Below are 26,136 nucleotides of genomic sequence, written 5' to 3'. Positions count from 1 at the left end.
CGGCGGCGGCCACCGGATATTCCCGGTGCTCCCGGCGTTCCCGGCGTTCACCCGGACGGGCGGGGATTGTCAGTGGTGGCTCCTAGGGTGTTTCACCTGGGGGGCGAACGGCTGGGAGGGAACCGGGGATGGGCTGGATCGAGGCGGCGGACGGCTATGCCGTGACGCTGGACGGCACCCGCGTGGTGTGCCGCAACGCCGCGGGGCGGACGCTGAAGCAGGTGCCGGGCAAGCTGCGGGCGGACCCGGAGGTGGTGCGGCTCCAGCAACTCGTGGAGTGGCTGGAGCGCCACGAGCGGGAGTGCCTGGCGCAGGCCGACAGCTGGCTCGTCCGCTCCCTGCCGGTGCCGGCCGCACTGGTCGCCCGGGTCTGGCCCGACGCGTCCTGGCAGGCGGCGCTGCGGGACCTGGTGGTGGCGCCGGTCGCCGCGGACGGCACCCCGGACCTGGCCCGCGCCGGCTTCCTGCGGGACGCCGACCCCGAGCGCGGCCTCGGCGTGGTGGACCTCGACGGCGACTCGGTGCGGCTGGCCGCGCCCGCCGTGCTGATACCCCACCCCGTCCTGCTCACCGACCCCGCCGACCTCGACGAACTGCGGGATTTCGCCGTCGAGTTGGAGGTGCGGCAGAGCATCGGCCAGCTGTTCCGCGAAGTGTGGCGGCGCGACGCGGAGACCGACGGCGCGGCCACGACGGTCGACACCTATGCGGGCGGCTGGTTCGAGCAGCTGCGGCACGCCACCGCGCGCGCCACGCAGTTGGGCTACCGGGTGCGCGGCGGCCACGCGGTCTGCCAGGTGGTGACGGACGGGCGGCCGGTGGAGGCGGCGCTGTGGCTCGGCGCGGACTACCCCGAAGCCGAGGCCGTCACCGGGGAGTTGGAGTGGCGCGGCAGCGGCGGCGGGCGGCTGCGGCTGTCGGAGGTGGACGCCGTCGCCTGGTCGGAGGGGCACCGGATGGCGTCGGCGCTGTACGCGGGCCGGGTCGTGCCCGAGGAGAACGAAGAGGGCGCGGAGGGGAAGCGATGAACGACGGGGATCTGCTGGCAGCCGGCGCGGTGCTGCCGCTCGACCGGCGGCCGGGCACGGAATCCGGTACGGGCCGGGCGGCCGGCGGGGGCTCCGCCGATGCGGGGCAGCGGGAGGCGACGACCGATGTGCTGGTCGCCCGCGCCTACGCGCACCCGGTGCTCACCGGCCGCACCGTCGTCCGCCTGGTACCCGAGGCGCTGGGCGCGGCGGAGGACCTGTCCCTGGAATACCTCGGCTTCGCACCGGGGTTCGGGCCGCAGGCCGACGAGGGCACCCGGACGGAGCGCGACCGCACGAAGGGCGACCGCACGGACGGCGCCGAGGCCGCGACCGCGGTCCCGGTCGGGCACGTCCTGCGGCGCTCCCTCGGCTTCCCCGCCTGGGCCCTGGTCAACGACCCGGCCAACGCCCGCCACGCACTCGCCGTCGTCAAGGAGATGGAGCGGCTGACCCGGCTCGCCGCCTCCCGGCCCGGCCACGCGAAGGACGGCTTCACCGAGATCGGCGAGCGGTTGGACCGCTCGGTGCCGCACTTCCTGCCCACGTACTACGAAGAGGTGGCGCGGATCTTCCTCGCCGCCGAGTCCACGACGTACGCCTCCTCGTACTTCGGCAAGGCGCGCGACGCCGAGCGGCGGCACGCCCTGGCGGTCGACGAGGAGCGGCTGCGCGAGGTGTTCCTGGAGTTCGCCTCGGCCGGGGCGCTGTCCGGGAAGACGCTGCGCGAACAGGCCCGCGGGCTGTCCGAACGCCTCTCCCCCGAGGCCGCGTTCACCCAGTTCCGGCTGCTGAGCGGGGAGCGGGCCGCCGCCGGGCTGCCGCCGTACGCCGGGCTCATCGACGACCTGCGCCGGCTGGCGAAGGCCGCCGGGCGCGACGCGCCGGCCGAAGAGGCCGCGCTGATCGAGGAGTTGCTCGGGACCAGCGCGATCGACCGCGCCGCCGTGTCGTTCTGGAAGTCCGCCCGCACCGGCCTGCTCACCGCCGCCCGCGCCCACCGCGCCACCCGGGCCCGGCTGCTGCGCCTCTTCCCCGCCGAGGCGGCGAACACCTACACCGGCCGGACCGCGATCGACACGATGTGGCTGGAACTGCTGGAGCAGGCGGGCGCGTTCGCGCTGCTCGCCGAGGGCCCCGCGGCCACCGCGGCGGGCACGTCGGCGCAGTCCGCTGCGGCTTCCCCGTCCGAGCGGGACGCCGAAGTCCCCAGCGCTGCCTGGTGGTTCAGCCAGTGGGCGCAGTTCCGCCGGCGCGGCTACCGCCGCCAGGAGGAGCGGCTCGCGGCCGAACTGGAGCTGGTCGAGCGGTTCGCGCCCCAGCTCGCCCGCGAAGGCGAGCCGGTCCGGCTGACCGCCGAGCGCGGCCACCGCGAGCTCGACCCCGACCTGCTGGACGTGTGCCTGGCCACCGGCGTGCCGGTCGCCGACCCGCACCCCGGCGTCGCGGTCGACCTGCGCGACTGGCTCACCGACGACAGCCCCGGCCGCCGCGACCTGGGCGCGGTCGTCGCCGACCCGCGGTTCGCACCGATGCTGGGTGCGGCCGTCGAACAGGTCGCGACCCATGTCGAAGGCCCGGAGAACCTGCGGACGCTGGCGACCCACCCCCGGCTGTCCGCGGCCGTCGCCGGCTGGCTCGCCGCCCGCGCCGAGGACCTGGCGCGCCCGCTCGGCCTGCCGGAACTCGGCCGGCTGCTGGCCCGCGTCGACCGCTTCGCCGACCCCGAGGTGCTCGCCACCGCGCCCGCGGCCGTGGACCGGCTCGCCACCTTCGACGTGGCGCCCGTCCTGGCCCGCACCCTGCGCGCCGGCATCCTCGACGAACTGGGCTGGCCCGCCCTGGACGCCTATGTCGAGCGGTACCGGGCCACCGTCAAGGCCGACGACCTGGACTTCGAACTCGACGACGCCTGGCCCGCGCTGATCGTCGCCAACGGCCCGCACGTGGCCGCCGTCGGCCCCGACGCGGTGCTCGACGAGCGCACCCTGCCGCTGCCCGCGCCGAACCGCTACTCCTGGATGCGGCCCGTCGTGCGGTGGGTCGACGGCCAGTGGCTGATCGTGTCCGGCTACGGCGACGAGCGGCGCGCGGCCTGGTCCGGCCGCCCCGCGGACGTCTTCCGCCCGGGCGGCGACCTCGCCGCCCCGCACCGCGACGCCGGTCCGGTGTCGCTCGCGCTGCCCGGCGGCGGCCGCTGGTTCGGCGCCCGGCCGGTGCTGCCGGGCGACACCTCGTTCGCCGGGCGCCGCCCGATCGCCTCCGACGGCATCTCGTACTGGGTGCTGCACGAGAACCGCTGGCACGAGTACGACCCGGCCGGCGCGGTCCGCGGCCGCGCCAGTCTGCCCGCCTTCTTCGACAGCGCCCTCGCCGACGACGGCGCCGGCCAGCAGGTCGTCGAGTCCTGGTCGTCCCTGCTGCCGCTGCAACCAGGCCTGGAGGGCACCCCGTTCGGCAGCAAGGACGGCCTGCTCGGCTGGTGGGTGCGGCACGACAAGGCGGCGGGCACGTACACCGCGTGCTCCGTGGACGGCAGCCGCACCCCCGCCCTCGCCGGCCGCGGCACCCTCGCCCCGCCGCTGCGGCTGCCGGGCGGCGCCGTGCTCCACCCGAGCACGCGGAACACCTGGACCCGGACCGTCCAGCTGTACGACACGGACGGCGTCGAGCTGGGCGAGGTGGAGACCGGCGCCCGCGGCGGGCCGCACGCACAGGGCACCGGCCTCGTGCCGCCGCTGTGGTACTGGCACGCGCTGCGCCCGCGCGACGAGGCCGGCTCCACGGTGCTGCGCGCCGTCACCGACGAGCAGGCCGCCGCGCTCCTGGCCCCGGTGCGCGGCACCAAGCCCGGCTCCGCCGAGCACGACCACCCGGACCTGCGCGCGGCCGTGCACGAAGTGCTGCCGGGGATCGGCGACCCGCGGCTGGTCAAGGGCGTCGCCTCGATCGTCGCCGTCACCGCGGCCGCGGCCCGCCTGGTCATGCGGCTCGCCGAGCGCCGCACCCCGGCGGCCGAGGACAAGCCCCCGGCGGTGGCCGAGCACGCCCACGACCGGATGATCACCGAAGCGCTGCGCGGACTGACCGGCTTCGTGGCCGTCGGCGGCTACCCCGGCGCCGCGAACGTCCAGAGCTTCGGGACGATCGAGACCCTGCACACCCTCCACGCGGTCATCGCCGGCACCCAGGAAGCCCGCCCGGCAGCCGAGCCCGAGCAGGACGACCGGCGCCTGCCGTACTTCGTCCAGCAGCGCAGGCACGACCTCGACTGGCTCACGCTCGCCGGCTCCGGCGTCGCCGCCGCCGCGGCCCGCGCAGCCGCCCCGGGTACCCCGCAGGACCAGCGCGCCGCACTGCTGGAGTTCCTGCCCGCGCTGCTCACCCCGGACCCGGCCGGCGGCGACAGCGTGTTCACCGACCCGCGCGGCCGGCTCCGGCTGGTGGAGATCACCGGGAAGCCCGCCACCACCCGGATCGGCGAGGTGCTGCGCAGCGGCGACCGCACCCTGCTGATCGCCGCCCACACCCAGGACCGGAGCGACGACCGGCAGTCCTGGAAGGCGGTCGAGTTCGCGCCCGACGGCGCCTTCGGCCCGTGGGAGGGCTACACGCTCGTCGAGGACCGCGTCCTGGGCACCCCGCCGGGCACGACCGGTACCGCGCCCGTACCGCAGGTTCCGGCGCACGCGATCGCGGCTCTGCTCACCGCCGTCGCCACGCGCGGCCCGGTGCCGTACCGGCCGGAGGCGGCCGCGCGGTTCGCCGAACGCACCGGCGTGGACGTGTCGTTGGCCGCCCTGCTGCTGCTCGGCCTGCCCGGGCTCGGCGGCCACGGCAAGTGGGGGCTGCCGCCCGCGGAGGTGCTGGACCTGGCCGACCTGCGGCCGAACCGCGCCCTGACCGCACGGGACGAGCTGCGCCGGCTGCCCACCGACCACCGCACCCGCCTGCTCGCCGCCCTGGTGCCCGCCGACCCGGCCGCGCTGGACCGGCTGTGGCAGGACGGCTTCGACCCGGACGCGCTCGCCGACACATGGCTGGCCGTGCAGGGCAAGCGCCGCCCGGTGCCGATCGAACTGGTCGAACGCGCCGAGCGCGAGGGCGACCTCGGCGGCTGGATCGGGAAGACCGCCAACCCGCAGTCCGACCCGGCCCTGCACGGCCGCACCCGCCAGCGCCTCGGCGAGGACAGCCAGATGCGCGCCGACGACCCGGCCGCGCTGCTCACCGGGCTCGAACTGTGGCGCTACGCCGGTGCGTTGCGCTGGCTGGCGTACCGGCTGCCCTACGGCGACCCGCTGCGCCCCGCGCTGCGCGAGACCCTGGCCGCACTGCGCGCCCGGCTCGCCGACGAGCACCTGCTGCTGGACACCGACCTCATCTGGGACGCCGAGGGCAAGCAGGTCGCACCGGCGCTGCGCCAGGCGTACGGCCTGCCGGAGACCGGCGGCGAGGACGCGGAGGGCCTGGTCCGGCTCAGCCCGGCCCTGGCACTCACCACGTCGCGGCGCGGCATCGACGTGGAGACGGTGTGGCTGCGGCCGGCGGCCGTACTTCCCGGCGCGGCCCCGGACGGCGGCCCCGACCACCCCGCACTCGTCCAACTCGCCGCGTTCGGCGGGTCGGCCAAGCCCTACACGCAGGCGCTGCGGGACGTGCTCGGCGACGCTCTGGCGGCCGCCGTGGCCGCCGACGGGCCGGCCGGCGCCGCGCAGGACCCGGCGCGCAGCGTGCCCGAGCTGACCGGGCAGGTCGCACAGCACCTCGGCCTGTCGCCGGACGCGGCCGCGCTGTATCTGATGCTGCTCGCGCTGCCCGACCCGACCGACCGCAATGTGGCGGTGTGGACCGGCTGGAAGCCCGCCCGGGCGAAGCGGGCCAGGGCCGAACTGGCCGCCACCGACCTGGTGGTGGAGGCGAAGCGGCCGCGCGCCGGCCGCACCCTGTTCCTGCCCGGCGGCTGGGTCGAGGCGAAGTCCCCGGCGCTGCCGATGGAGTCGTGGAAGGAGCCGCTGTTCAGCGCCGCCCAACTGGAGATCACCTACCAGCCGATACCGGAGCAGCCGGTGCCCGAGCTGTTCCGGCGGGCATGGCAGCGGGTTCTGGACGGGGACATGCCGGCGTTCGAGGAGTTCGTGCAGCGCAGGACGGGACGGGGCCGGCGATGAGCGGCGGTAGGGAAAAAGGCGCGGGTTCCGGTGCGGGAGCAGACGAAAGCGCGGGTGGGGGTGGCGTGTTGAGCGGGCAGCCGGCGCGGCGGCAGATCGAGTTGGCCGAGGACCGGTACGCGCGGGAGCTGGCCTTCCTCGCCGAGTGGGACCGCGGGCCGCGCCCGCCCGGGTGGCGGCTGACGCCGCGCGCCGTGGTCGTCTTCGTGTGCGGCTCGGGCGGCGAGGTGCTGCGCGCCGGCACCGAGGAGGAACCGTCCGGCCGCGAACTGGTGGTGGCCCGCAAGTTCGTCGGCGACCGGGCGCTGGTGGAGCGGTGCGTGGTGACACTCGCCGGGGAGCGGGGCCTGCTGCTGGTCGGCGAGCCCGGCACCGCCAAGTCGATGCTGTCGGAGCTGCTGTCGGCCGCCGTGTGCGGCACCAGCGGCCTGACCGTCCAGGGCACCGCGGGCACCACCGAGGACCAGGTCCGCTACGGCTGGAACTACGCGGCGCTGCTCGCCAAGGGGCCCAGCCGCGCGGCCCTCGTGCCCTCCCCCGTGCTGACCGCGATGACCCGCGGCGCGGTGGCCAGGGTCGAGGAGATCACCCGCTGCCTGCCGGAGGTGCAGGACGCGCTGGTCTCCATTCTGTCCGAACGGCGCATGGCCGTACCGGAGTTGGCGGACAGCGCGGACGACGGGGAGGGGACGGTGCACGCCGTGCCCGGGTTCACCGTCATCGCCACCGCCAACCTCCGCGATCGGGGCGTCTCGGAGATGTCCGCGGCCCTCAAGCGCCGGTTCAACTTCGAGACGGTCGGGCCGATCGCCGACCTCGACACCGAGACCGCGCTGGTGCGCGCCCAGGCCACGGCCGCGCTCGCCCGCGGCGGCGCCGAGTTCACCGTCGACCAGGCGGTCCTGGAGGCGCTGGTCACCGCCTTCCGCGACCTGCGCGGCGGCCGCAGCGCGGAGGGCTGGGAGGTGGAACGGCCGTCCACGGTGATGAGCACCGCCGAAGCCGTCCACGTCGCCACCTCGATGGGCCTGGCCGCCGCCTACCTGCCCGACGGCCGCGACCCGCTGCGCACCCTGCCCGGGCACCTCCTCGGCACCGTGCGCAAGGACGACCCCGCCGACCACGCCCGCCTCCTGGGCTACTGGGACGGGCCCGTCCGCCGCCGCGCCGAACAGGGCGCGCCCCTGTGGCGCACCCTGTGGGAACTGCGCGATGCCCTCGGCTGAGGTCACCGCCCCCGCCCCCGCGCCGGCCGAGGGGATGGGGCGGGCGGAGGTGGCGGCGGAGGCAGCGGGGCTGGCCGGGTGCCGGGAGCCGTATCTGATCGGGGTACGGCACCACTCGCCCGCACTGGCGGCGGCCGTACCGCGGCTGCTGGAAGAGGCGGCGCCCGACGTGCTCTTCGTCGAGCTGCCGGAGGACTTCGGCAGCTGGCTGCCGTACCTGGCCGACCCGGAGGTGCTGCCGCCGGTGGCACTCGCCGGGCACGGTCCGCGGGGGCTGGTGTTCCTGCCCTTCGCGGAGTTCTCGCCGGAACTCGCGGCACTGCGCTGGGCGCGGGCGGCCGGGGTGCCGGTGGTGGCGTTCGACCTGCCGGTCGGAGCGCCCGAAGGGGACAGCCCGCGCCGCGGAGGGGGCGGCGCGGGCGTGAACGGCCCGCCGCGGCGCGGTCTCGCGGACATCCTGCGGGACCGCGCCGGCGGCCGGGCCGAGGACGACCTGTGGGACCGCCTGGTGGAGTCCGCGGCGCCCGGCGGCTCGCCCGAGTCGCTGCGGCGCGCCGCCCTGCTCGTCGGCTGGGCGCTGCGCCGGGACGCGGCCGCCGCGGACCGCCTCGACCCGCACGACCTGCGGCGCGAGGCGCACATGCGGCGGGTCATGGCCGAGCGCGGGGCGGGGCGGGCGGTGGCGCTGGTGGGGGCGTTCCACGCGCCGGCGCTCCTGCCCGGTCCGGTACGGCCCGAGGGCGCCCTGCCGGACGGCGGCACCGCGCCGGGCACCGCCCGAAGCACCGCGCCCGACGTCGTACCCGGGGACGCCGCCGCGGCGAAGGCGGCGAAGGCGGCGAAGGCGACGACCGTGACGAAGGTGACGACCTCCCTCGTCCCGTACACGTTCGCGCTGCTGGACGAGCGGTCCGGGTATCCGGCCGGGGTGCGGGACCCGCAGTGGCAGCAGGGCGCGGTGGAGGCGGCGGGCGACCCGGAGCGGCTGGACGCGCTGCTGGTGTCCACGGCGGTGCGGATCTGTGCCGCCGTACGCGCCGCCGGCCACCCGTGCGGGCCGCCCGACGCCCGCGAAATGGTGCGGCACGCACGGGACCTGGCGACCTTGCGGGGCCGGCCGGCCGCCGGGCGGTCGGAGTTGCTGGAGGCCGCGCAGACGGTCCTCGCGCAGGGCCAACTGCTGGGCCGGGGGCGGGTGGTGGCGCAGGCGCTAGAGTCGGTGCTGGTCGGCACCCGGCACGGCCGGCTCGCCCCGGGCACCCCGCGCTCCGGGCTCGGCCCGGCCGTTGAGGCACTGCTCACCGAACTGCGGCTGCCCGCACCCCAGGCACCCGAGCGGCGCGAGGTGCGGCTCGACCCGCACCGCTCACCGCTCGACCTGCGCCGGGAGTTGGCGCTGCGCCGCCTCGCGGTGTGCCGGGTGCCGTACGGCGAGGTCGTCCACGGCAGCGGCTCGCCGCTGGGGCCGCCCCCATCCGCCCCGCCCTTCGGATCGCCGCCGACCGGTACGCCGGGCGGCGGCAGCGGGGAGGCGGAGGACGGCCCGGGCACGATCGGCGTGCGCTGGAGTGTCGGCTGGACCCCGACCACCGCGGCGATGCTGGACGCCGTGGCCGCCCACGGCAGCGACCTCGCGCAGGCCGCGGCCGGGCTGCTGCGCACCCGCGCCGTGGCCGAGCGGCGCCGCGGCGGCCCCACGGCGGCGGAGGTGCTGGCCGGCTTCGAGGAGGCCGCGGAGTGCGGGCTGCCGGACGCCGCCGCGGACCGCCTCGCCGAGGCCGCCGAGGTGCTGCCCGCCGGCGGGACACTGCCCGAACTGCTCGCCGGCATACGGCTGCTGGACCGGATCGCGGCCGGGTTGCTGCCCGGGCTGCCCGCGGACTGGGCGGCCGGGCGGATCGCCGACGCGCTCGCCGCCCTCACCGCGGCGGGCGTCCGCGCGCTGGACGGGCTCGCCGGTTCCGACGACCCGGCCGACGCCCGCGCGCTCGCCGAACTCGCCACCCGCGGCGGTACGCCCGGGCTGCGGGTCCGCGACGCCCTGGCCCGGCTGGCCGCCCACGGCAGCCCGCTGGTCAAGGGCGCCGCGGCCGCCACCCAAGTGCTGCTCGACGACCTCGCACCGGCCGCGTTCGGCACCGCGCTGGCCGCCCGTACGCATGGCGCGGCCAGCCCCGAACTGCGGCGCGACCTCGGGGCGTTCCTCGCCGGTGCGCTCACCGCGGCCGGACCGCTGCTGGAGTCGGGGCCGCTGCTGGCACCGGTCGCCGAACTGGTCGCGGAGCTGCCGGACCGGGCGTTCCTGACCCGGCTGCCCGCGCTGCGGCACGGCTTCGACGCCCTGTCCCCGGCCGCCCGGGCGCGCCTGCTCGACACGGTCCGCGCCCACCCGTCCGCGCCGGGCGCGCAGGGTGCCGCGGTGCCCGACCCGCACGACCTGGCCCGGCACACGGCGGCGGACCTCGCCGGGCGCGAAGTGCTGGCGGCCCACGGGCTGCTGGCGCTGCTCGCCGAGGACGCGCCCGCACCCGCAGCGGCCCGGGAACCCGCACCCGGCCCAGAACCGCAGCCTCGCCCCGCACCCGAGCCCGCACCGGCACCGGCACCGGCACCCTTCGGCATCTCCCCCGACGTCCGCTGGCAGTTGCTGCTCGGCCAGGTCGCCGACCGCGGCGCCGACGGCGGCCGGGCCGGGCGGATCGCCTCCGCGCTCGACGAGTTGTACGGCTCCGGGCGCGGCGAGGGCGCGGCGAGCGTGCCGCACGCGACCGGCGCGGGCGGCGGGCAGGGCGCGCCCTACCCGGACGTCCGGGCCTGGGGCGAGGAGCTGGCGGACCTGTTCGGCGCCGACGTGCGCGAGGAGGTGCTGTCCGCGGCGGCCACCGCGGGCCGGCTGGACGCGGCGCTGGCCATCGACCCGCAGTCGGCGCGGCCCTCGGTCGAGTTGCTGCGCACGGTCCTGTCGTACGCCGGCGGCCTGCCCGAGGCCCGGTTGGCGCGGCTGCGGCCCCTGGTGGCCCGGATCGTCGCCGAGCTGACCCGCGCGCTCGCGGTGCGGCTGCGCCCGGCGCTGTCCGGCCTGACCCACCCCCGGCCCACCCGGCGCCCGGGCGGCCCGCTGGACCTGGCCCGCACCCTGCGGGCGAACCTCGCCACGGCCGAGCGCGACCCGGCCACCGGCGCGGTCACCGTACGGCCCGAGCGGCCCGTCTTCCGCACCCGCGCCCGCGCGTCGGCGGACTGGCGGGTCGTGCTGGTCGTCGACGTGTCCGGGTCCATGGAGGCGTCCACGGTGTGGGCCGCGCTCACCGCGGCGGTGCTCGCCGGGGTGCCGGCGCTCACCACGCACTTCGTGGCGTTCTCCACCGAGGTCCTCGACCTCACCGACCACGTGGACGACCCGCTGTCGCTGCTGCTCGAAGTGAAGGTCGGCGGCGGCACGTCCATCGCGCGCGGGCTGCGGCACGCCCGCACGCTCGTCACGGTGCCCTCGCGCACCCTGGTCGTCCTGGTCAGCGACTTCGAGGAGGGCGGCCCGGTCGGACCGCTCCTGACGGAGGTACGGGCACTGGTGGACGCGGGCTGCCGGGTGCTCGGCTGCGCGTCGCTGGACGACGCGGGGCGGCCGCGCTACTCCACGGGCGTGGCCGGGCAGCTCGTCGGCGCGGGCATGCCCGTGGCGGCACTCGGGCCGCTCCAGCTCGCCGGGTGGATCGGGGACCAGGTGCGGGGGCGCTGAGCCGGGCCCGGGCGGCGGGCCGGGAGTGTCGTACCCCTGGGGCAGGATGACGAGCGGCGGCGGGGGGCGTGGTGCGAGGGGAAGAAGGCGCGGGGATGGAGCGGGGTACGGGGCTGCCGCCGGTCGCGGCGGGGGCGGCGGCGGACGCGTTGGCGGATCTGCCGCCGAGGCTGCGCAAGCGGCTCGACGGTGCGGTGGCGAAGGTGGCCGGGTGGCAGGTGACCCGGGAGGAGGGTGCCGTGCGGGTGGCGGTGGACGCGGACACCTCGGTGCTGCTCGCCCTCACCGCGCGGGGCACGGTGGCGACGGCCGCCGCGGTGCGCTGCGACTGCCTGCTCGCCCCGGCCTGCCTGCACCGGGCCGCCGTACTGGCGGCGGCGCCCCTGGCGGAGGAGGCGGAGGAAGAAGCGGAGGAGGAAGCGGAGGAGCCCGAGGACACGGAGGGCGCCGGGGGCGTCGAAGGCGGAGAGCGCCCGGGGGAAAGCAGCACTGCCGTCGCGGAAGCACCCGAGCCGTCCCAGCGGCCCCACCCGCTGCCGGACGCACCAGCGCCCGCACCCGCCCCCGCACCCGCTGCGGCCCCCGCACCTCCCGCTCCCGGAACACCGTCGGACCCGCCCCCGCTGTCCCCGGCCGTGCGGCAGGCCGCGCATGCCCTGTGGGCGGCCGGGGTCGCCGTCCTGCGCGAGGGCGCCGTCGCCTCCACGCTGCCGCGCACCGGCCTGCTGCACGCCGCCCGCTCCGCCCGGCTGGCCGGCCTGCACCGCCCGGCTGCCGCCGCGGTCCGCGCCGCCCGCCGCCTGGGGGAGGCCCGCGCCGCCGAACCCTCCTTCCGGCTGGCGGAGTTGGTCGACGACCTGGCCGAACTGCTCGACCTGGCCCGTACCGTGCGGGACGCCGACCCGGCCGACCCCGCCTCCCGGGCCGCCGCGCACCGGGCAGCGGGCGAGGCCCGCCGGACCTACCGCCCGAGCGGATCACTGCGGCTGTACGGGCTGTTCACCGAGCCGGTGGTGACCGCTTCGGGTTACGCGGGCGCGCGGACGTACGCCCTCGCGCCGGGCGGCACGCTGCGCACCCTGGCCGTGGTCGCGCCCGGGCCGCCGGACCGGGCCAGGGCCGCCGCCGGCAGCCGGGTGCCGGGCGGCGCGGCGCTGTCCCTGCGCGCACTCGGCCGCGGCGCGGGCCTGATCGCCACCGGCGCGACCGTCACGGAGGACGGCCGGATCGGCGGCGGCGCCGGGCTGCGGACGGTCGGCGCGGGCGGCGCGGACTGGTACGCGGAGCCGCTGGACGCGCTGTGGCGCCGCCCGCCCGCGGACCAGGTCCGGGCGGTGCTCGCCCATCAGGCGGCCGACCCCGAGCGCCGCCCCGCGGGCTCCGACCTGCTCTTCCTCGACGGGACCGTGGCCGCCCGCGGCGGCCGGCCCGTGCTGGTGCCCGACGACGGCCCGCCGGTGCTGCTCCACGCGCCGGACGAGCGGCCGGAGTTGACGTACGCGGACAACCTGCGGCGGCTCGCCGAGCGCCCCGGCGGCCGGGTCCGGCTGATCGGCCGGCTCACGTCCGACCGGCCCTCCAGCGTCGCGGCGCTGGCCCTGGCGGCGCCGGACGGCGCCCGCCACGACCTGGGGCTGGACCGCCTCCCGCCCGGCGCCGCCGGGCTTACCGGAGTCGCCGCGGCCCCGCCGCCGGTGCCGCCGCTCGCGCCGCCCCCGGTGGAGTGGGAGCTGCTCAGCCGGGCGGTGGGCCGCACCGTGGCGGGCGGCCGTGCGCTGGCCGCCGCCGCGGTCGACCCGGAGCTGCCCGCGCGGCTGGTGGCCGCCGGGATGCCGACGGCCGCGGCGTGCGCGCGGGCACTGGCCGCCGCGACCCGGGCCCGCCGCCCGGACCGGCTGGGCGCGATGCTGCCCGCCTCCCCGGACGCGTTCGCCACCGCCTGGCTGGCCGCGGCGCTGTACTCGGCTGCCGCGGCACGGGAGTTCACCGCAACCGCGTGGGCCGGGCGGACGTCCCTGAGCGTGTAGGGCGGGGTGCGTACGGCGGGCGCGGGTGCGTCCGCCGCGTCGAGCGAGGGAGTACGGCATGCGTGACCGGACCGGTCCGACCCGCGCGCCGGGGACCGTACGGGTGCCGGGGACCCTCCGTGCGCGGGGGACCGTACGTGCACCGGGGGCGCGCCGAGGCGTGGCCCCGCCGCACCGCCCGCGCACCCGGGACGGCCTGCTCGTGCCCGACGGCGCCCGCCCCCGGCTCCTCCCCCGCCTGCCGGAGTCCCGCCGCGCCCGGCGCCGCCTGCTGCGCTGCGCGGTGGCCCTGTGCGTGCTCGCGCTGCTGCCCTCCGCGTGGCTGCGGCTCACCCAGGACAGCCGGGTGCGTTCCGAGCAGGACGTGCCGAGCGCGCCCGTCGCCGTGGTGTTCGGCGCGGGACTGACCGGCAACGTCCCGTCGGCCTACCTCGCGCACCGGCTCGACGCGGCGGTACGGCTCTACGACGCGGGCAAGGTGCGGGTGATCCTCGCCACCGGCGACAACAGCCGCCCTTCCTACAACGAACCGGCCGCGATGCGCACCTACCTGGAGGCGCACGGCGTGCCCGCCTCCCGTGTGGTGCTGGACTACGCCGGTTTCGACACCTGGGACTCCTGCGACCGCGCCCGGCGGATCTTCGGGGTGCGGCGCGCGGTGCTCGTCACCCAGGGCTTCCACGTCGACCGGGCGCTGGCGCTGTGCAAGGCCGCCGGGATCGACGCGTACGGCGTCGGCGTCGACGAGCGGCACGACGCCACCTGGTACGCCGGCGGCACCCGGGAGGTGCTGGCCGCGGACAAGGCCGCACTCGACGTCGTACTCAAACCGAACCCGAAGTTCCTGGGCCGCCACGAGACCGCAGTGGCCCGCGCCCTGGCCGCCCGCTGAGCGGTGGGAAGCGACCGCTTGGTTAGCATGGCGGCCACCGACCCGAGGGAGCCGCCATGCCGTCCGCCCGGCAGCACATCTACCGGACCGAGCTGGTCTGGACCGGCAACGTCGGCACCGGCACGGACTCCTACCGCTCCTACCGCCGTACCCACGAGGTCACAGCACCCGGCACACCCGTGATCGCCGGGTCCGCCGACCCGCACTTCCGCGGTGACGCCGACCGGTGGAACCCCGAGCAGATGCTGCTCGCCGCGCTCTCGCAGTGCCACATGCTCTCCTACCTCCACCTCTGCGCGGTCAACGGCGTCGTGGTGACCGGCTACACCGACCGTGCCGAGGGCACCATGACCGAGACGCCCGACGGCGCCGGCCACTTCACCGAGGCCGTCCTGCGCCCCGAGGTCGAGGTCGCCTCCCCCGACATGCTCGACCTGGCCCACGCCCTCCACGAGCGCGCCCAGGAGCTCTGCTTCATCGCCAACTCCGTCAACTTCCCCGTCCACCACGCCCCCACCGCGAGGCCCGTTCCCACCTCCCCCGCGTAACCCCGGCCCACGAAGCGGCCGCCGCCGCGCTCACACCGGGGCACCCGGGGGGATGAGGGCAGCGTTGCCGTCGGGAAATCGGCGGGATGTCCTCGGGAAACAGCGGCGGCGCAGGGTTGCGGGTATGGAGAACCGAACCGAGACGCGCCCGACGATCGTGCTGGTCGGCCACGGCATGGTCGGGCAGCGCTTCCTGGAGGCGCTGGCCGACCGCGGGCTCACCGCCAGGGCCCGGGTGGTGGTGCTGTGCGAGGAGCCGCGCGCGGCCTACGACCGGGTCCATCTGACCTCGTACTTCTCCGAGGGGACCGCCCCGGAGGAGCTGGGCCTGGTACCGGACGGCTTCATGGCGCGGCACGGCATCGAGCTGCGGCTCGGCGACCCCGCGGTGGCCGTCGACCGGGACGCGCGGACGGTGACGGCCCGCTCGGGGGTGGTCGTGGCGTACGACACGCTGGTGCTGGCCACCGGCTCGTACCCGTTCGTGCCGCCGGTGCCGGGCCGGGACGCGGCGGGCTGCTTCGTCTACCGCACCATCGAGGACCTGCTCGCGATCGAGGCGTACGCGGCGGGCGCGACCAGCGGCACCGTGGTCGGCGGCGGCCTGCTCGGCCTGGAGGCGGCCGGCGCCCTGAAGGGCCTGGGCCTGGACACGCACGTCGTGGAGTTCGCGCCCCGGCTGATGCCGGTGCAGGTCGACGAGGGCGGCGGCCGGGCGCTGCGGCGCCGGATCGAGCAGCTGGACGTGGCCGTGCACACCGGCGTCGGCACCCAGGAGGTCGTCGCCGGCCCGGACGGGCGGGTGCGCGCGATGGCGCTGTCCGACGGTTCGACGCTCGGCACCGACCTGGTGGTGTTCTCCGCGGGAGTCCGGCCGCGCGACCAGCTGGCGCGGGAGTGCGGCCTGCCGGTCGGCGAACGCGGCGGCATCGTGGTCGACGCGTCCTGCCGCACCGCGGACCCCTCGGTGTACGCGATCGGCGAGTGCGCGCTCGCCGCCGACGGCCGCGTCTACGGCCTGGTCGCCCCCGGCTACGAGATGGCCGAGACGGCCGCCCGCCGGATCGCGGGCGAGACGGCCGCGTTCACCGGCGCGGACACCTCCGCGAAGCTGAAGCTGCTCGGCGTGGAGGTGGCGAGCTTCGGCGACGCGCACGGCGCCGCCGACGGCTGCCTGGACGTGGTGTACGCCGACCCGCGCTCCGGGGTCTACCGCAAGCTGGTGGTCGCCGAGGACGGCACGCTGCTCGGCGGGGTGCTGGTCGGCGACACCGAGTCGTACGGGCTGCTGCGCCCGCTGACCGGCACGGTGCCGCCGGTCGCGGCCGAGCACCTGGTGCTCCCGGCGAGCGCGGGCGCGGGCGGCGGCGCCGCGGGACTGGGCGTGTCCGCGCTGCCCGACGACGCCGTGATCTGCTCCTGCCACAACGTGGCGAAGGGCACGGTGCGTTCGGCCGTCACCGACCACTCCTGCACCTCGGTGCCGGACGTGAAGAAGTGCACCCGGGCCGGCACCGGCTGCGGCAGCTGCGTGAAGGTGCTCGGGCAGATCGTGACCGCCGAACTCGCCGCGAACGGCGTCGAGGTGGACACCGGCCTGTGCCGCTGCTTCCCGCAGACCCGCACCGAGCTGTACGAGATCGTGCGCGCGCTGCGCATCACCTCCTACCGCCAACTGCTCGACGGATACGGGCGGGAGGCGGCGCGCGGCGGCGAGGGGTGCGAGGAGTGCAAGCCCGCGGTCGCCTCGATCCTCGCGTCGCTGGCGCCGGTGATCGGGGCGAGCGGGCACGTCCTGGACGGCGAGCAGGCCGCGTTGCAGGACACCAACGACCGGTTCCTGGCCAACATGCAGAAGAACGGCTCCTACTCGATCGTGCCGCGGGTGCCGGGCGGCGAGATCACCCCGGAGAAGCTGATCGTGATCGGCGAGGTGGCCCGGGACTTCGGCCTCTACACGAAGATCACCGGCGGCCAGCGGATCGACATGTTCGGCGCCCGGGTGGAGCAGCTCCCGCTGATCTGGGCCCGGTTGGTCGACGCCGGGTTCGAGTCCGGCCACGCCTACGGCAAGGCGCTGCGCACCGTGAAGTCCTGCGTGGGGCAGAGCTGGTGCCGGTTCGGCGTGCAGGACAGCGTGCGGATGGCGATCGACCTGGAGCTGCGCTACCGGGGGCTGCGCTCCCCGCACAAGCTCAAGTCGGCGGTGTCGGGGTGCGCCCGGGAGTGCGCGGAGGCGCAGTCGAAGGACTTCGGGGTGATCGCGACCGCGTCCGGCTGGAACCTCTACGTCGGCGGCAACGGCGGCGCCACCCCGCGCCACGCGGACCTGCTCGCCAAGGACCTCTCGGACGCCGAACTCGTCCGGCTGATCGACCGGTTCCTGATGTTCTACGTGCGCACCGCGGACCGGCTGGAGCGCACCAGCGTGTGGCTGGAGCGCATCCCGGGCGGCCTGGACCACGTACGGGACGTGGTGGTGCACGACTCGCTGGGCATCTGCGCGGAGTTGGAGGCGCTGATGGCCGAGCACGTGGCGCACTACCGCGACGAGTGGGCGGACACCGTGGGCGACCCCGAGCGGCTGCGCCGGTTCGTGTCCTTCGTGAACGCGCCCGACACCCCCGACCCCACGGTCCGCTTCGTGCCGGAGCGCGACCAGATCAAGCCCGAGCCGGTACTGCTGGCCCTGACCGAGACGGTGACCGTATGAGTGCCACGACCGATCTGACCGCGCCGACCGCCGCCGCGGAAGCTCCCGACCGCCCGGCCACGGTCGAACTGCGGGTCCCCGGCGGCTGGTTCGCGGTGTGCCGGCTCGACGCGCTGGAGCCCGGCCGCGGGGTGGCGGTACTGCTGCCCGACGGTGCGCAGGCCGCGCTCTTCCGGGTGCGCGGCGGGAAGCTGTACGCGATCGGGAACGTGGACCCGTTCACCGGTGCGGGCGTGCTCAGCCACGGCCTGGTCGGCTCCACCGCGCCCGGCCACCGCCCGTACGTGGCCTCGCCCCTGCTCAAGCAGCGGTTCGACCTGGCGGACGGGCGGTGCCTGGACGACGACACGGTGGCCGTGGCGAGCTACCCGGTACGGCTCGCCTGACGCGCTACGGCGCTTCGTCCGCGGCGGGGGGCGGCGCGCTGCTGGCCCGCTCCACCAGCCGCGTGGCCAGGTCCACCCGCAGGGTGCTCGGCTGCTTGCCGCGGCTGAGGTCCAGCACCAGCCGCGCGGCGGCCTCGGCCATCTCCGTCAGCGGCTGCCGGACGGTGGTCAGCGGCGGGCTGATCCAGCGGGCCAGCGGCAGGTCGTCGAAGCCGACCACGCTCACGTCCTGCGGGACGCGCAGGCCCAGTTCGCGGGCGGCCTCGTAGAGCCCCAGGGCCTGGAGGTCGTTGCCGGTGAAGACGGCGGTGGGGCGGTCCGGGCGGCCCAGCAGCGCCAGTCCGGCGGTGTAGCCGGCCTCGTGGTGGAAGTCGCCGGACCGCACCAGCGCCGGGTCGTAGCCGACGCCGGCGGTCTCCAGGGCCGCGCGGTAGCCGTCGATCCGGGCCCGGCTGCACATCATGCCGTCGGGCCCGCCGATCACGCCGATCCGGCGGTGCCCCAGCTCCAGCAGGTGGCGGGTGGCGGCGAGGCCGCCCTGCCAGTTGGCCGCGCCGATCGCGGGGACGTCCTCGCCCGGGTCGCCGGCCGGGTCCAGCACCACGAACGGGATGTCGCGGCTGATCAGCTGGGCGCGCTGCGCCGGGTCGAGGCCGGACAGCACCAGGATCACCCCGGTGGGGCGGCGGGCGAGCACCCCGTCCACCCAGGTCTGCCCGGGGCTGAGCCGGCCGGCGGACTCCGACAGCACCACGTTCAGGCTCTCCTGCCGGGCCACGTTCTCCACCCCGCGGATCACCTCCATCGCCCAGGAGCTCTCCAGCTCGTGGAAGACCAGGTCGATCAGCGGCGCCGGCTGCACGCTGCCGCGCCGCCGCTGGTAGCCGTGCCGGCGCAGCAGCTCCTCCACCCGGCTGCGGGTGGCGGGTGCGACATCGCCCCGGCCGTTGAGGACCTTCGAAACAGTCGGAGCCGACACGCCCGCGGCCCGTGCGATCTCGGCAAGCGTCGCGGTGCCGCCGCCGGACGGCTCCGGCTGGTCGTCACGGGGCGGCTGCACGCTGGTGGTACTCATACCCGTGATCGTAGCCCGCCCGCCCCGCAAGAGCAGCGCCCTTAACCTTCGCTCCCTCTTACGAAACTTTCGCTCCCCACCCCGCCGCCATCCCCCCAACCCCCACCCGCCACTGCCCGCACACCGGGCAGCGGCGGTCGGGCTGCTACTCGCCGGGTTCGACGGCAGGGGGGCCGGCCAGGGCCTGGGCGCCGGAGGCGACGAGGGTGGCGATGACGCGGTCGAGGGTCGCGAGGTCGTCCGGGGGGAGGGCGGCGAGCGCGGGCGGGGGGTTGCCGAGGATCGCGTTCGCGCGGGCCGCGGCGGCCTGCCCCTGCTCGGTCGCGGAGACGATCTTGCAGCGGCGGTCGGTGGGGTGCTGGCGGCGCTCGACGAGGCCGCGTTTCTCCAGGTCGTCGACGATGAGCGTGAGGTAGGGGCGGTCGGAGGCGAGTTCGGTGGCGAGGTCGCTCATCCGGTAGGGGCGCGCGGCGATCCGGCGCAGCGCCTTGACCCGGAAGAAGCTCATCCCGAGCGCTTCGGCGGTCTCCTTGCGCCGTTCGTTCTGCTCCAGCACCAGCGCGCGGAGGTTGCTCCAGATCCGCTCGGCCGCCCCCGTCCGGACCTCGGCACCCGCAGCCGCACCCGAATCCGCACCTGAATTCGCGCCCGCACCCGTTGCCGCTTCCGCCGCCGTCACGACGCGCTCACCGCCATCTCGTCCTTCTCCACCTCCGGCGCCATCAGCGCCGACGCCGTACGCTCCGCCGTCCCGCGCGCCCAGCGCCCGGTCGTGAGGACGCCGAGCGCCAGCACGGCCGCCCCGCACCCGGCGATGATCCACCATGCTCCCTCGTGCAGCCCGGCCGCCAGTGCCGCGCCCAGCACCGCGACGCCGAGCGACGAGCCGACCTGCCGGCTGGTGGAGGCGACCGCGGCGGCCACCCCGGCCTGCGCGCGCGGCATCCCGGACACCGCGGTGTTGGTGATCGGCGCGTTGATCAGGCCGAAGCCGATGCCGAACAGGACGTAGGAGGCGAACAGTTCGGCGTTGTGCTCCTCCGCGTGGAACGCCGAGAAGAGCACGCCGCTGGCGGTCATCGTGATCCCGGCGAGCACCAGCGGCAGCCGCGGCCCGCGGGCGCCGACCAGCCGGCCGGACAGCGGCGCGAAGACCAGGCACATCACGGCCATGGGCACCATGTACAGACCGGCCTTCAGCGCCGACAGGCCGCGGTCGTTCTGGAGGTAGAGGGTGTTGAGGAAGAGGAACCCGCCGAGCGCGGCGAAGCCGCACACCGCGATGAGGGTGGCGCCGCTGAAGGGCACGCTGCGGAAGAACCGCACGTCGATCAGCGGGTCGAACCTGCGGCGCTCGTAGCCGGCCAGCGCCAGCACCGCCGCCGCGGCCACCACGAAGCAGCTGACGATCAGCGGCGAGCCCCAGCCCGCGCCGGTGCCCTCGATGATCCCGTAGGTGAGGGTGCCGAGCAGCAGGATCACCAGCACCTGGCCGACCGGGTCGATCCGGCGGGCCCGGGGCGCCCGCGACTCGGGCACGAACCGCGCGGTCAGCACCAGCGCGGCCAGGCCGACCGGCACGTTGATCCAGAAGATCGAGCGCCAGCCGACGGACTCCACCAGCGCACCGCCGATGATCGGACCGGCCGCCATGCTGATGCCGACCACACCGCCCCACACGCCGATCGCCTTCGCCCGCTCCTTGGGGTCGACGAAGGTGTTGGTGATGATCGACATCGCTACGGGGTTGAGCATCGAGCCGCCGACCGCCTGGAGCATGCGGAAGGCGATCAGCCAGCCCAGCCCGGGAGCGAGGCTGCACAGCGCCGACCCGAGGGTGAAGACCACCAGGCCGATCTGGAAGATCCGTTTCCGCCCGACCCGGTCGGCGGTGGAGCCGGCCAGCAGCAGCAGCGAGGCGATCACCACCAGGTAGGCGTCGATCGTCCACTGGAGCCCGGAGAGCGAGGCGTGGAAGTCCCGCTGCATCGAGGGCAGCGCGACGTTGAGGATCGTGTTGTCCAGGCTGACGATCAGCAGGCTCATGCAGCAGATCGCCAGGACCAGCATCCGGCGCCGGTAGGTCAGTTCGGGCATACCTTCGCGTCCCGGCCTCTCGCATCGCTTGTACAAGTAGAATCATTACTACTCTACAACCGATTTCGTTGTTGTCGTACAACCGTTTCGGGGTCCGCTCCCCCGGTACGGGACAATGGCCGCATGACCGCTGACGCCACCCTGGCCCCGCCCGCGACCGGCGCACCCCGGCCGAAGGCCGCACTCGAGCCGACCGGCGCACCCCAGCCGAAGGCCGCACCCGCCCCGGGTGCCCTCCAGATCGGCCCGCACACCGTGTGGCCCCCGGTCGTGCTCGCCCCCATGGCCGGGATCACCAACGCGCCGTTCCGCACCCTGTGCCGCGAGTTCTCCGGCGGCCAGGGGCTCTTCGTCAGCGAGATGATCACCACCCGCGCCCTGGTCGAGCGCAACGAGAAGACGATGCAGCTCGTCCACTTCGACGCCGCCGAGACCCCCCGGTCGATCCAGCTGTACGGCGTGGACCCGGTGACCGTCGGCAAGGCGGTGCGGATGATCGTGGACGAGGACCTCGCCGACCACATCGACCTCAACTTCGGCTGCCCGGTGCCGAAGGTCACCCGCAAGGGCGGCGGCTCGGCCCTGCCCTTCAAGCGCAACCTGCTGCGGTCGATCCTGCGGGAGGCGGTCGGCAGCGCGGGCGACCTGCCGGTCACCATCAAGATGCGCAAGGGCATCGACGACGACCACCTGACCTACCTCGACGCCGGCCGGATCGCCGTCGAGGAGGGCGTGACCGCGGTCGCGCTGCACGGCCGCACCGCCGCCCAGCACTACGGCGGCACCGCCGACTGGGACGCCATCGCCCGGCTCAAGGAGCACGTCCCGGAGATCCCCGTGCTGGGCAACGGCGACATCTGGTGCGCCGAGGACGCGGCGCGGATGATGCGCGAGACCGGCTGCGACGGGGTGGTGGTCGGCCGCGGCTGCCTGGGTCGGCCGTGGCTGTTCGGCGACCTGGTCGCCGCACTGGGCCCCGGTCGTACGGGCGAGGGCGGCGACCAGGCCGCCGCCCGCCCCGACTTCGCCGCGGTCGCAGCGGTGATGCTGCGGCACGCCGACCTCCTCGGGCGGTGGCTGGGCGACGAGACGCGCGGAGTGGTCGACTTCCGCAAGCACGTCCCCTGGTACACCAAGGGGTTCTCGGTCGGCTCCGACGTCCGCCGCGCGCTGGCCACCGCGTCGTCGCTGGCCGAACTGTCCGACCTGCTCGGCTCGCTGGACCAGACGCAGCCGTGGCCGGCGCACGCCGACGGGCCGCGGGGCCGTACCGCCGCGGGCAAGCGGGTCGTCCTGCCGGACGGCTGGCTGAACGACCCGTACGAGTGCGCGGCGCTGACGGAGGACGCGGAGTCGGACACCTCGGGCGGCTGAACCGGGCAGCGCAAGGCCCGGCGATACGTACCTTTCGTACGTCCGACAGATGAGACGCGGGGACGGCGGATCACGTGATTCGCGCCACGTCTGATATGCCATTCGCTCAAATGAGCGCACATCAGAGCGCGCTACTTCTCGAATGCTTGGCACTCAGTGCCATTCGGTTGTGTACACCCCGCCCGCGTAGCCGTCACCGTGCGTACCCGTATCGGCCGTCGCACCTCGCGCTTCGGGGTCGTCCGTTCGACTCGTGAACGCACCGCCCCGACCCGACCGGTAGCCGCGTGCTTTGGATTAGACGGCAGACGAGCGGTTACACCCGTGTGTCGTGATGATGGACGGCCTTGGGCACCTTCGAGATGGGTACGCTCCCCGCCGTCAGGGCAACCAGGACGCGAGGAGTCAACGGACCCGTGTCGACACGCGAGAAGAAGCGCAAGTACGTCTACGACTTCACTGAGGGCAACAAGGACCTCAAGGATCTGCTCGGCGGGAAGGGTGCGAACCTCGCCGAGATGACCAACCTCGGCCTCCCGGTCCCGCCGGGCTTCACCATCACCACCGAGGCGTGCAAGGTCTACCTGGAGTCCGGTGCGGAACCGGCCGCGCTCCGCGACGAGGTGAGTGCGCACCTCGACGCGCTGGAGCAGCGGATGGGCCGCACCCTCGGCCAGCACGACAACCCGCTGCTGGTGTCGGTGCGTTCCGGGGCGAAGTTCTCCATGCCGGGGATGATGGACACCGTCCTGAACATCGGGCTGTCCGACGCGTCCGTGGCGGGGCTGGCCGCGCAGGCCGGCGGCGACGAGCGGTTCGCCTGGGACTCCTACCGGCGCCTGGTGCAGATGTTCGGCAAGACCGTGCTCGGGGTGGACGGCGACCTCTTCGAGGAGGCGCTGGAGGAGGCGAAGCGGGCCAAGGGCGCCGACAGCGACCTCGGGCTGGATGCGGCCGACCTGCGGCGGCTGGTCGAGGAGTTCAAGGCGATCGTCGAGGCGCACGCCGGGCGGGAGTTCCCGCAGCAGCCGCGCGAGCAGATGGACCTGGCGATCCGGGCCGTCTTCGACTCCTGGAACACCGAGCGGGCCAAGCTCTACCGCCGCCAGGAGCGCATCCCCGGCGACCTGGGCACCGCGGTCAACGTCTGCTCGATGGTCTTCGGCAACCTCGGCCCCGACTCCGGCACCGGGGTGGCCTTCACCCGCGACCCGGCCAGCGGCCAGCAGGGCGTCTACGGCGACTACCTCCAGAACGCCCAGGGCGAGGACGTGGTGGCCGGCATCCGCAACACGGTGCCGCTCGCCGACCTGGAGGCGATCGACAAGGCGTCGTACGACCAGCTGATGAAGATCATGGAGACGCTGGAGACGCACTACCGGGACCTGTGCGACATCGAGTTCACCATCGAGCGCGGCCAGCTGTGGATGCTCCAGACCCGGGTCGGCAAGCGGACCGCGGCCGCCGCGTTCCGGATCGCCACGCAACTGGTCGACCAGGGGCTGATCGACGAGGCCGAGGCGCTGCAACGGGTCAACGGCGCGCAGCTCGCCCAGTTGATGTTCCCCCGGTTCGAGGACGCCGCGACCGCCGGGGACTCCCGCTACCGGCGGATCGGCTGGGGCATCGCCGCCTCGCCGGGCGCGGCGGTCGGCAAGGCGGTCTTCGACTCGTACACCGCCGTGAAGTGGTCGCGCTCGGGTGAACGGGTCATCCTGATCCGGCGCGAGACCAACCCGGACGACCTGAACGGCATGATCGCCGCCGAGGGCATCCTCACCTCGCGCGGCGGAAAGACCTCGCACGCGGCCGTGGTGGCCCGCGGGATGGGCAAGACCTGCGTGTGCGGGGCGGAGGAGCTGGAGGTCGACACCAAGCGGCGCCGGCTGACCGCGCCGGGCGGTGTGGTGATAGAGGAGGGCGACCTCATCTCGATCGACGGGTCCTCGGGGAAGGTCTACGTCGGGGAGGTGCCGGTGGTGCCCTCTCCGGTGGTCGAGTACTTCGAGGGCCGGATGCACGCCGGTGCGGAGGAGGCCGACGAACTGGTGCAGGCGGTGCACCGGGTGATGGCGTACGCCGACCGGGTGCGGCGGCTGCGGGTGCGGGCCAACGCCGACAACGCCGAGGACGCCGCGCGGGCCCGGCGGTTCGGCGCGCAGGGCATCGGGCTGTGCCGCACCGAGCACATGTTCCTGGGCGAGCGGCGGGAGTTGGTGGAGCGGCTGGTGCTCGCCGACACCGACGCCGAACGGGAGGAGGCGCTGGGCGCGCTGCTGCCGTTGCAGAAGGCCGACTTCGTGGAGCTCTTCGAGGCGATGGACGGACTGCCGGTCACCGTACGGCTGTTGGACCCGCCGCTGCACGAGTTCCTGCCGGACATCACGGAGTTGTCGGTGCGGGTCGCGCTCGCCGAGGCCCGCAAGGACGCCAACGAGAACGACCTGCGGCTGCTCCAGGCGGTGCACAAGCTGCACGAGCAGAACCCGATGCTGGGGCTGCGCGGGGTGCGGCTCGGCCTGGTCATCCCCGGGCTGTTCGCGATGCAGGTGCGGGCGATCGCCGAGGCGGCGGCGTACCGGCGCTCGGTGAAGGGCGACCCGCGCCCGGAGATCATGATCCCGCTGGTGGGCACCGTGCAGGAGCTGGAACTCGTCCGCGACGAGGCCGACGCGGTGATCGCCGAGGTCGAGGCGGCCAGCGGCACCGAGCTGAGGCTGTCGATCGGCACCATGATCGAGCTGCCGCGGGCCGCGCTGACCGCCGGGCAGATCGCGGAGGCGGCCGAGTTCTTCTCCTTCGGCACCAATGACCTCACCCAGACGGTGTGGGGCTTCTCCCGGGACGACGTGGAGGCGTCGTTCTTCACCGCCTACCTGGAGAAGGGCATCTTCGGGGTGTCCCCGTTCGAGACGATCGACGCCGACGGGGTCGGGTCCCTGGTCCGCTCGGCCGCGGAGGCGGGGCGCGCGGTACGCCCCGGCCTGAAGCTCGGGGTGTGCGGCGAGCACGGCGGCGACCCGGAGTCGGTGCACTTCTTCCACCGGGTGGGCCTGGACTACGTCTCCTGCTCACCCTTCCGCATCCCCGTCGCCCGCCTCGAAGCCGGGCGGGCGGGGCTGAGTTGACCACCTGAAACCGGGGCCGGGTCGGCCCGCCGGCGGCGGCCCCCACCGGGGCCGCCCAACCCTCACCACCGGCATCCCCCGACCCGCCCCACCGGGGGCGGCCCCTTCGTGCGGAAGCGGCCGCCCCCGCCCCCTTGCCGAAGTCCCCCCGGCCGCCGGGCCAGGCACCCGTCATGCCCGTGCCGCGGCGACGGCGTCGGTGTACTGCTCGGTGGTCAGATCACCGTCCTCGATCCCCAGGTCCGCGAGCACCTCCCGTACGTCGGCGAGCGCCGCGGCGAGTTCGTCGTCCGGCACGACCGTCTCCAACTCGATCCAGTGCTGCCCGCCGACCTCGGGCACCCGTACGAGGGTGGCGAGCATCCGGCGTCCGCGGGATGTGAAGCCGTAGTTCCGGCAGTGCTTCTCGAACTCGATCACGGGCGTGTACCCGAGGCCGCGCACGATCTCGTGCACAGCGGCGGCATCCTCGACGGCGGTCTCCGCCTCGGGCTTGGAGCCGGACGCCTCGTCCACCCGGGCACCCTTGTACGTGAGAACCGTGCGGGTGGCCTCCGGCCCGCGCACGGTGCGCACCCGCAGCTCACGGTCCTCGCCGGTCAGCTCCCGGCCGGGGGTGTCGTAGTACGTGTCGCGGTAGACCTCGGCGCGGCCGGCCGCACGGGATTCCAGTCCGGCGAGCACCCGCTCGGGGTCGCGCACGCGCGCTTTCAACTCGGCCTCTATCAACTG

General features: G+C 75.5%; 15 protein-coding genes. 11 read left to right on the top strand and 4 right to left on the bottom strand.

Translation table 11 applies throughout. The features are described 5' to 3' along the window. Positions 1–128: 128 nt before the first annotated feature. From AC3ERT_RS26465 to nirD, 9 genes are all read left to right on the top strand, one after another. Entirely contained in the window at positions 129–1,028 is a 900-nt protein-coding gene (locus tag AC3ERT_RS26465) for a DUF4132 domain-containing protein (protein ID WP_435177174.1), read from the top strand. After that, positions 1,025–6,199: a hypothetical protein gene (locus tag AC3ERT_RS26460; protein ID WP_435177172.1), complete on the top strand. Its 5,175-nt coding sequence runs from the start codon at positions 1,025–1,027 to the stop codon at positions 6,197–6,199. Before AC3ERT_RS26465 ends, AC3ERT_RS26460 begins: the two co-directional genes overlap by 4 nt. Next, a complete protein-coding gene (locus AC3ERT_RS26455; protein ID WP_435177170.1) occupies positions 6,196–7,425 on the top strand; it encodes an ATP-binding protein in 1,230 nt (409 codons plus the stop codon). Before AC3ERT_RS26460 ends, AC3ERT_RS26455 begins: the two co-directional genes overlap by 4 nt. Further along, positions 7,412–11,164, top strand: coding sequence for a DUF5682 family protein (locus tag AC3ERT_RS26450; RefSeq protein ID WP_435177168.1), 3,753 nt, complete (start codon positions 7,412–7,414; stop codon positions 11,162–11,164). Before AC3ERT_RS26455 ends, AC3ERT_RS26450 begins: the two co-directional genes overlap by 14 nt. Before the next feature lie 95 nt (positions 11,165–11,259). Beyond that, positions 11,260–13,191, top strand: a complete 1,932-nt coding sequence (locus AC3ERT_RS26445; protein WP_435177166.1) for a hypothetical protein — start codon at positions 11,260–11,262, stop codon at positions 13,189–13,191. A gap of 202 nt (positions 13,192–13,393) precedes the next feature. Continuing rightward, complete coding sequence (locus tag AC3ERT_RS26440; protein WP_435177195.1) at positions 13,394–14,083, top strand: SanA/YdcF family protein; 690 nt, start codon at positions 13,394–13,396, stop codon at positions 14,081–14,083. Positions 14,084–14,139: 56 nt separating this feature from the next. After that, positions 14,140–14,631: an OsmC family protein gene (locus AC3ERT_RS26435; RefSeq protein WP_435130511.1), complete on the top strand. Its 492-nt coding sequence runs from the start codon at positions 14,140–14,142 to the stop codon at positions 14,629–14,631. A 124-nt stretch (positions 14,632–14,755) separates the two neighbouring features. Beyond that, the gene (gene nirB, locus AC3ERT_RS26430; protein ID WP_435177164.1) at positions 14,756–17,344 is read left to right on the top strand and encodes a nitrite reductase large subunit NirB; all 2,589 of its coding nucleotides are present in this window, start codon (positions 14,756–14,758) and stop codon (positions 17,342–17,344) included. Continuing rightward, positions 17,341–17,730 (top strand): nitrite reductase small subunit NirD, encoded by a 390-nt coding sequence (gene nirD / locus AC3ERT_RS26425; RefSeq protein WP_335983399.1) that lies wholly within the window; start codon positions 17,341–17,343, stop codon positions 17,728–17,730. Before nirB ends, nirD begins: the two co-directional genes overlap by 4 nt. A 4-nt stretch (positions 17,731–17,734) precedes the next feature. On the opposite strand, the gene AC3ERT_RS26420 is transcribed toward nirD, so the two are convergent. The 3 genes from AC3ERT_RS26420 to AC3ERT_RS26410 all read right to left on the bottom strand — a co-directional run bounded on the left by AC3ERT_RS26420 (position 17,735) and on the right by AC3ERT_RS26410 (position 20,902). Then, the gene (locus tag AC3ERT_RS26420) at positions 17,735–18,805 is read right to left on the bottom strand and encodes a LacI family DNA-binding transcriptional regulator (RefSeq protein ID WP_335983396.1); all 1,071 of its coding nucleotides are present in this window, start codon (positions 18,803–18,805) and stop codon (positions 17,735–17,737) included. Positions 18,806–18,950: 145 nt separating this feature from the next. Continuing rightward, positions 18,951–19,484 (bottom strand): MarR family winged helix-turn-helix transcriptional regulator, encoded by a 534-nt coding sequence (locus AC3ERT_RS26415; protein ID WP_435177161.1) that lies wholly within the window; start codon positions 19,482–19,484, stop codon positions 18,951–18,953. Further along, complete coding sequence (locus AC3ERT_RS26410; protein WP_435130503.1) at positions 19,481–20,902, bottom strand: MFS transporter; 1,422 nt, start codon at positions 20,900–20,902, stop codon at positions 19,481–19,483. Before AC3ERT_RS26410 ends, AC3ERT_RS26415 begins: the two co-directional genes overlap by 4 nt. Positions 20,903–21,025: 123 nt before the next feature. Here AC3ERT_RS26410 and dusB point away from each other — a divergent pair, with 123 nt between their 5' ends. Together dusB and ppdK are read left to right on the top strand one after the other, a co-directional pair. After that, entirely contained in the window at positions 21,026–22,276 is a 1,251-nt protein-coding gene (dusB, locus tag AC3ERT_RS26405; protein WP_435177159.1) for a tRNA dihydrouridine synthase DusB, read from the top strand. 362 nt (positions 22,277–22,638) lie between these two features. Next, a complete protein-coding gene (ppdK, locus tag AC3ERT_RS26400; protein WP_335983420.1) occupies positions 22,639–25,404 on the top strand; it encodes a pyruvate, phosphate dikinase in 2,766 nt (921 codons plus the stop codon). 171 nt (positions 25,405–25,575) lie between these two features. Here the strand turns inward: ppdK and cyaB are convergent, their stop codons facing one another. After that, positions 25,576–26,133 carry a class IV adenylate cyclase gene (gene cyaB / locus AC3ERT_RS26395; RefSeq protein ID WP_435177157.1) on the bottom strand — a complete coding sequence of 186 codons (558 nt, stop codon included), beginning with the start codon at positions 26,131–26,133 and terminating at the stop codon, positions 25,576–25,578. Positions 26,134–26,136: the final 3 nt, after the last annotated feature.

The sequence above is a fragment of the Actinacidiphila sp. bgisy145 genome, assembly GCF_057708125.1.
Note: the sequence above shows the minus strand (reverse complement) of the source record. Positions and strands in the feature narration are given on the sequence as shown.

Bases quoted from the DNA above. Each gene is read 5' to 3' on its own strand.
- AC3ERT_RS26465 (WP_435177174.1), top strand. From the start codon at position 129: ATGGGCTGGATCGAGGCGGCGGACGGCTATGCCGTGACGCTGGACGGC.
- AC3ERT_RS26460 (WP_435177172.1), top strand. From the start codon at position 1,025: ATGAACGACGGGGATCTGCTGGCAGCCGGCGCGGTGCTGCCGCTCGAC.
- AC3ERT_RS26455 (WP_435177170.1), top strand. From the start codon at position 6,196: ATGAGCGGCGGTAGGGAAAAAGGCGCGGGTTCCGGTGCGGGAGCAGAC.
- AC3ERT_RS26450 (WP_435177168.1), top strand. From the start codon at position 7,412: ATGCCCTCGGCTGAGGTCACCGCCCCCGCCCCCGCGCCGGCCGAGGGG.
- AC3ERT_RS26445 (WP_435177166.1), top strand. From the start codon at position 11,260: ATGGAGCGGGGTACGGGGCTGCCGCCGGTCGCGGCGGGGGCGGCGGCG.
- AC3ERT_RS26435 (WP_435130511.1), top strand. From the start codon at position 14,140: ATGCCGTCCGCCCGGCAGCACATCTACCGGACCGAGCTGGTCTGGACC.
- nirB (WP_435177164.1), top strand. From the start codon at position 14,756: ATGGAGAACCGAACCGAGACGCGCCCGACGATCGTGCTGGTCGGCCAC.
- nirD (WP_335983399.1), top strand. From the start codon at position 17,341: ATGAGTGCCACGACCGATCTGACCGCGCCGACCGCCGCCGCGGAAGCT.
- AC3ERT_RS26420 (WP_335983396.1), bottom strand. From the start codon at position 18,805: ATGAGTACCACCAGCGTGCAGCCGCCCCGTGACGACCAGCCGGAGCCG.
- AC3ERT_RS26410 (WP_435130503.1), bottom strand. From the start codon at position 20,902: ATGCCCGAACTGACCTACCGGCGCCGGATGCTGGTCCTGGCGATCTGC.
- dusB (WP_435177159.1), top strand. From the start codon at position 21,026: ATGACCGCTGACGCCACCCTGGCCCCGCCCGCGACCGGCGCACCCCGG.
- ppdK (WP_335983420.1), top strand. From the start codon at position 22,639: ATGGGTACGCTCCCCGCCGTCAGGGCAACCAGGACGCGAGGAGTCAAC.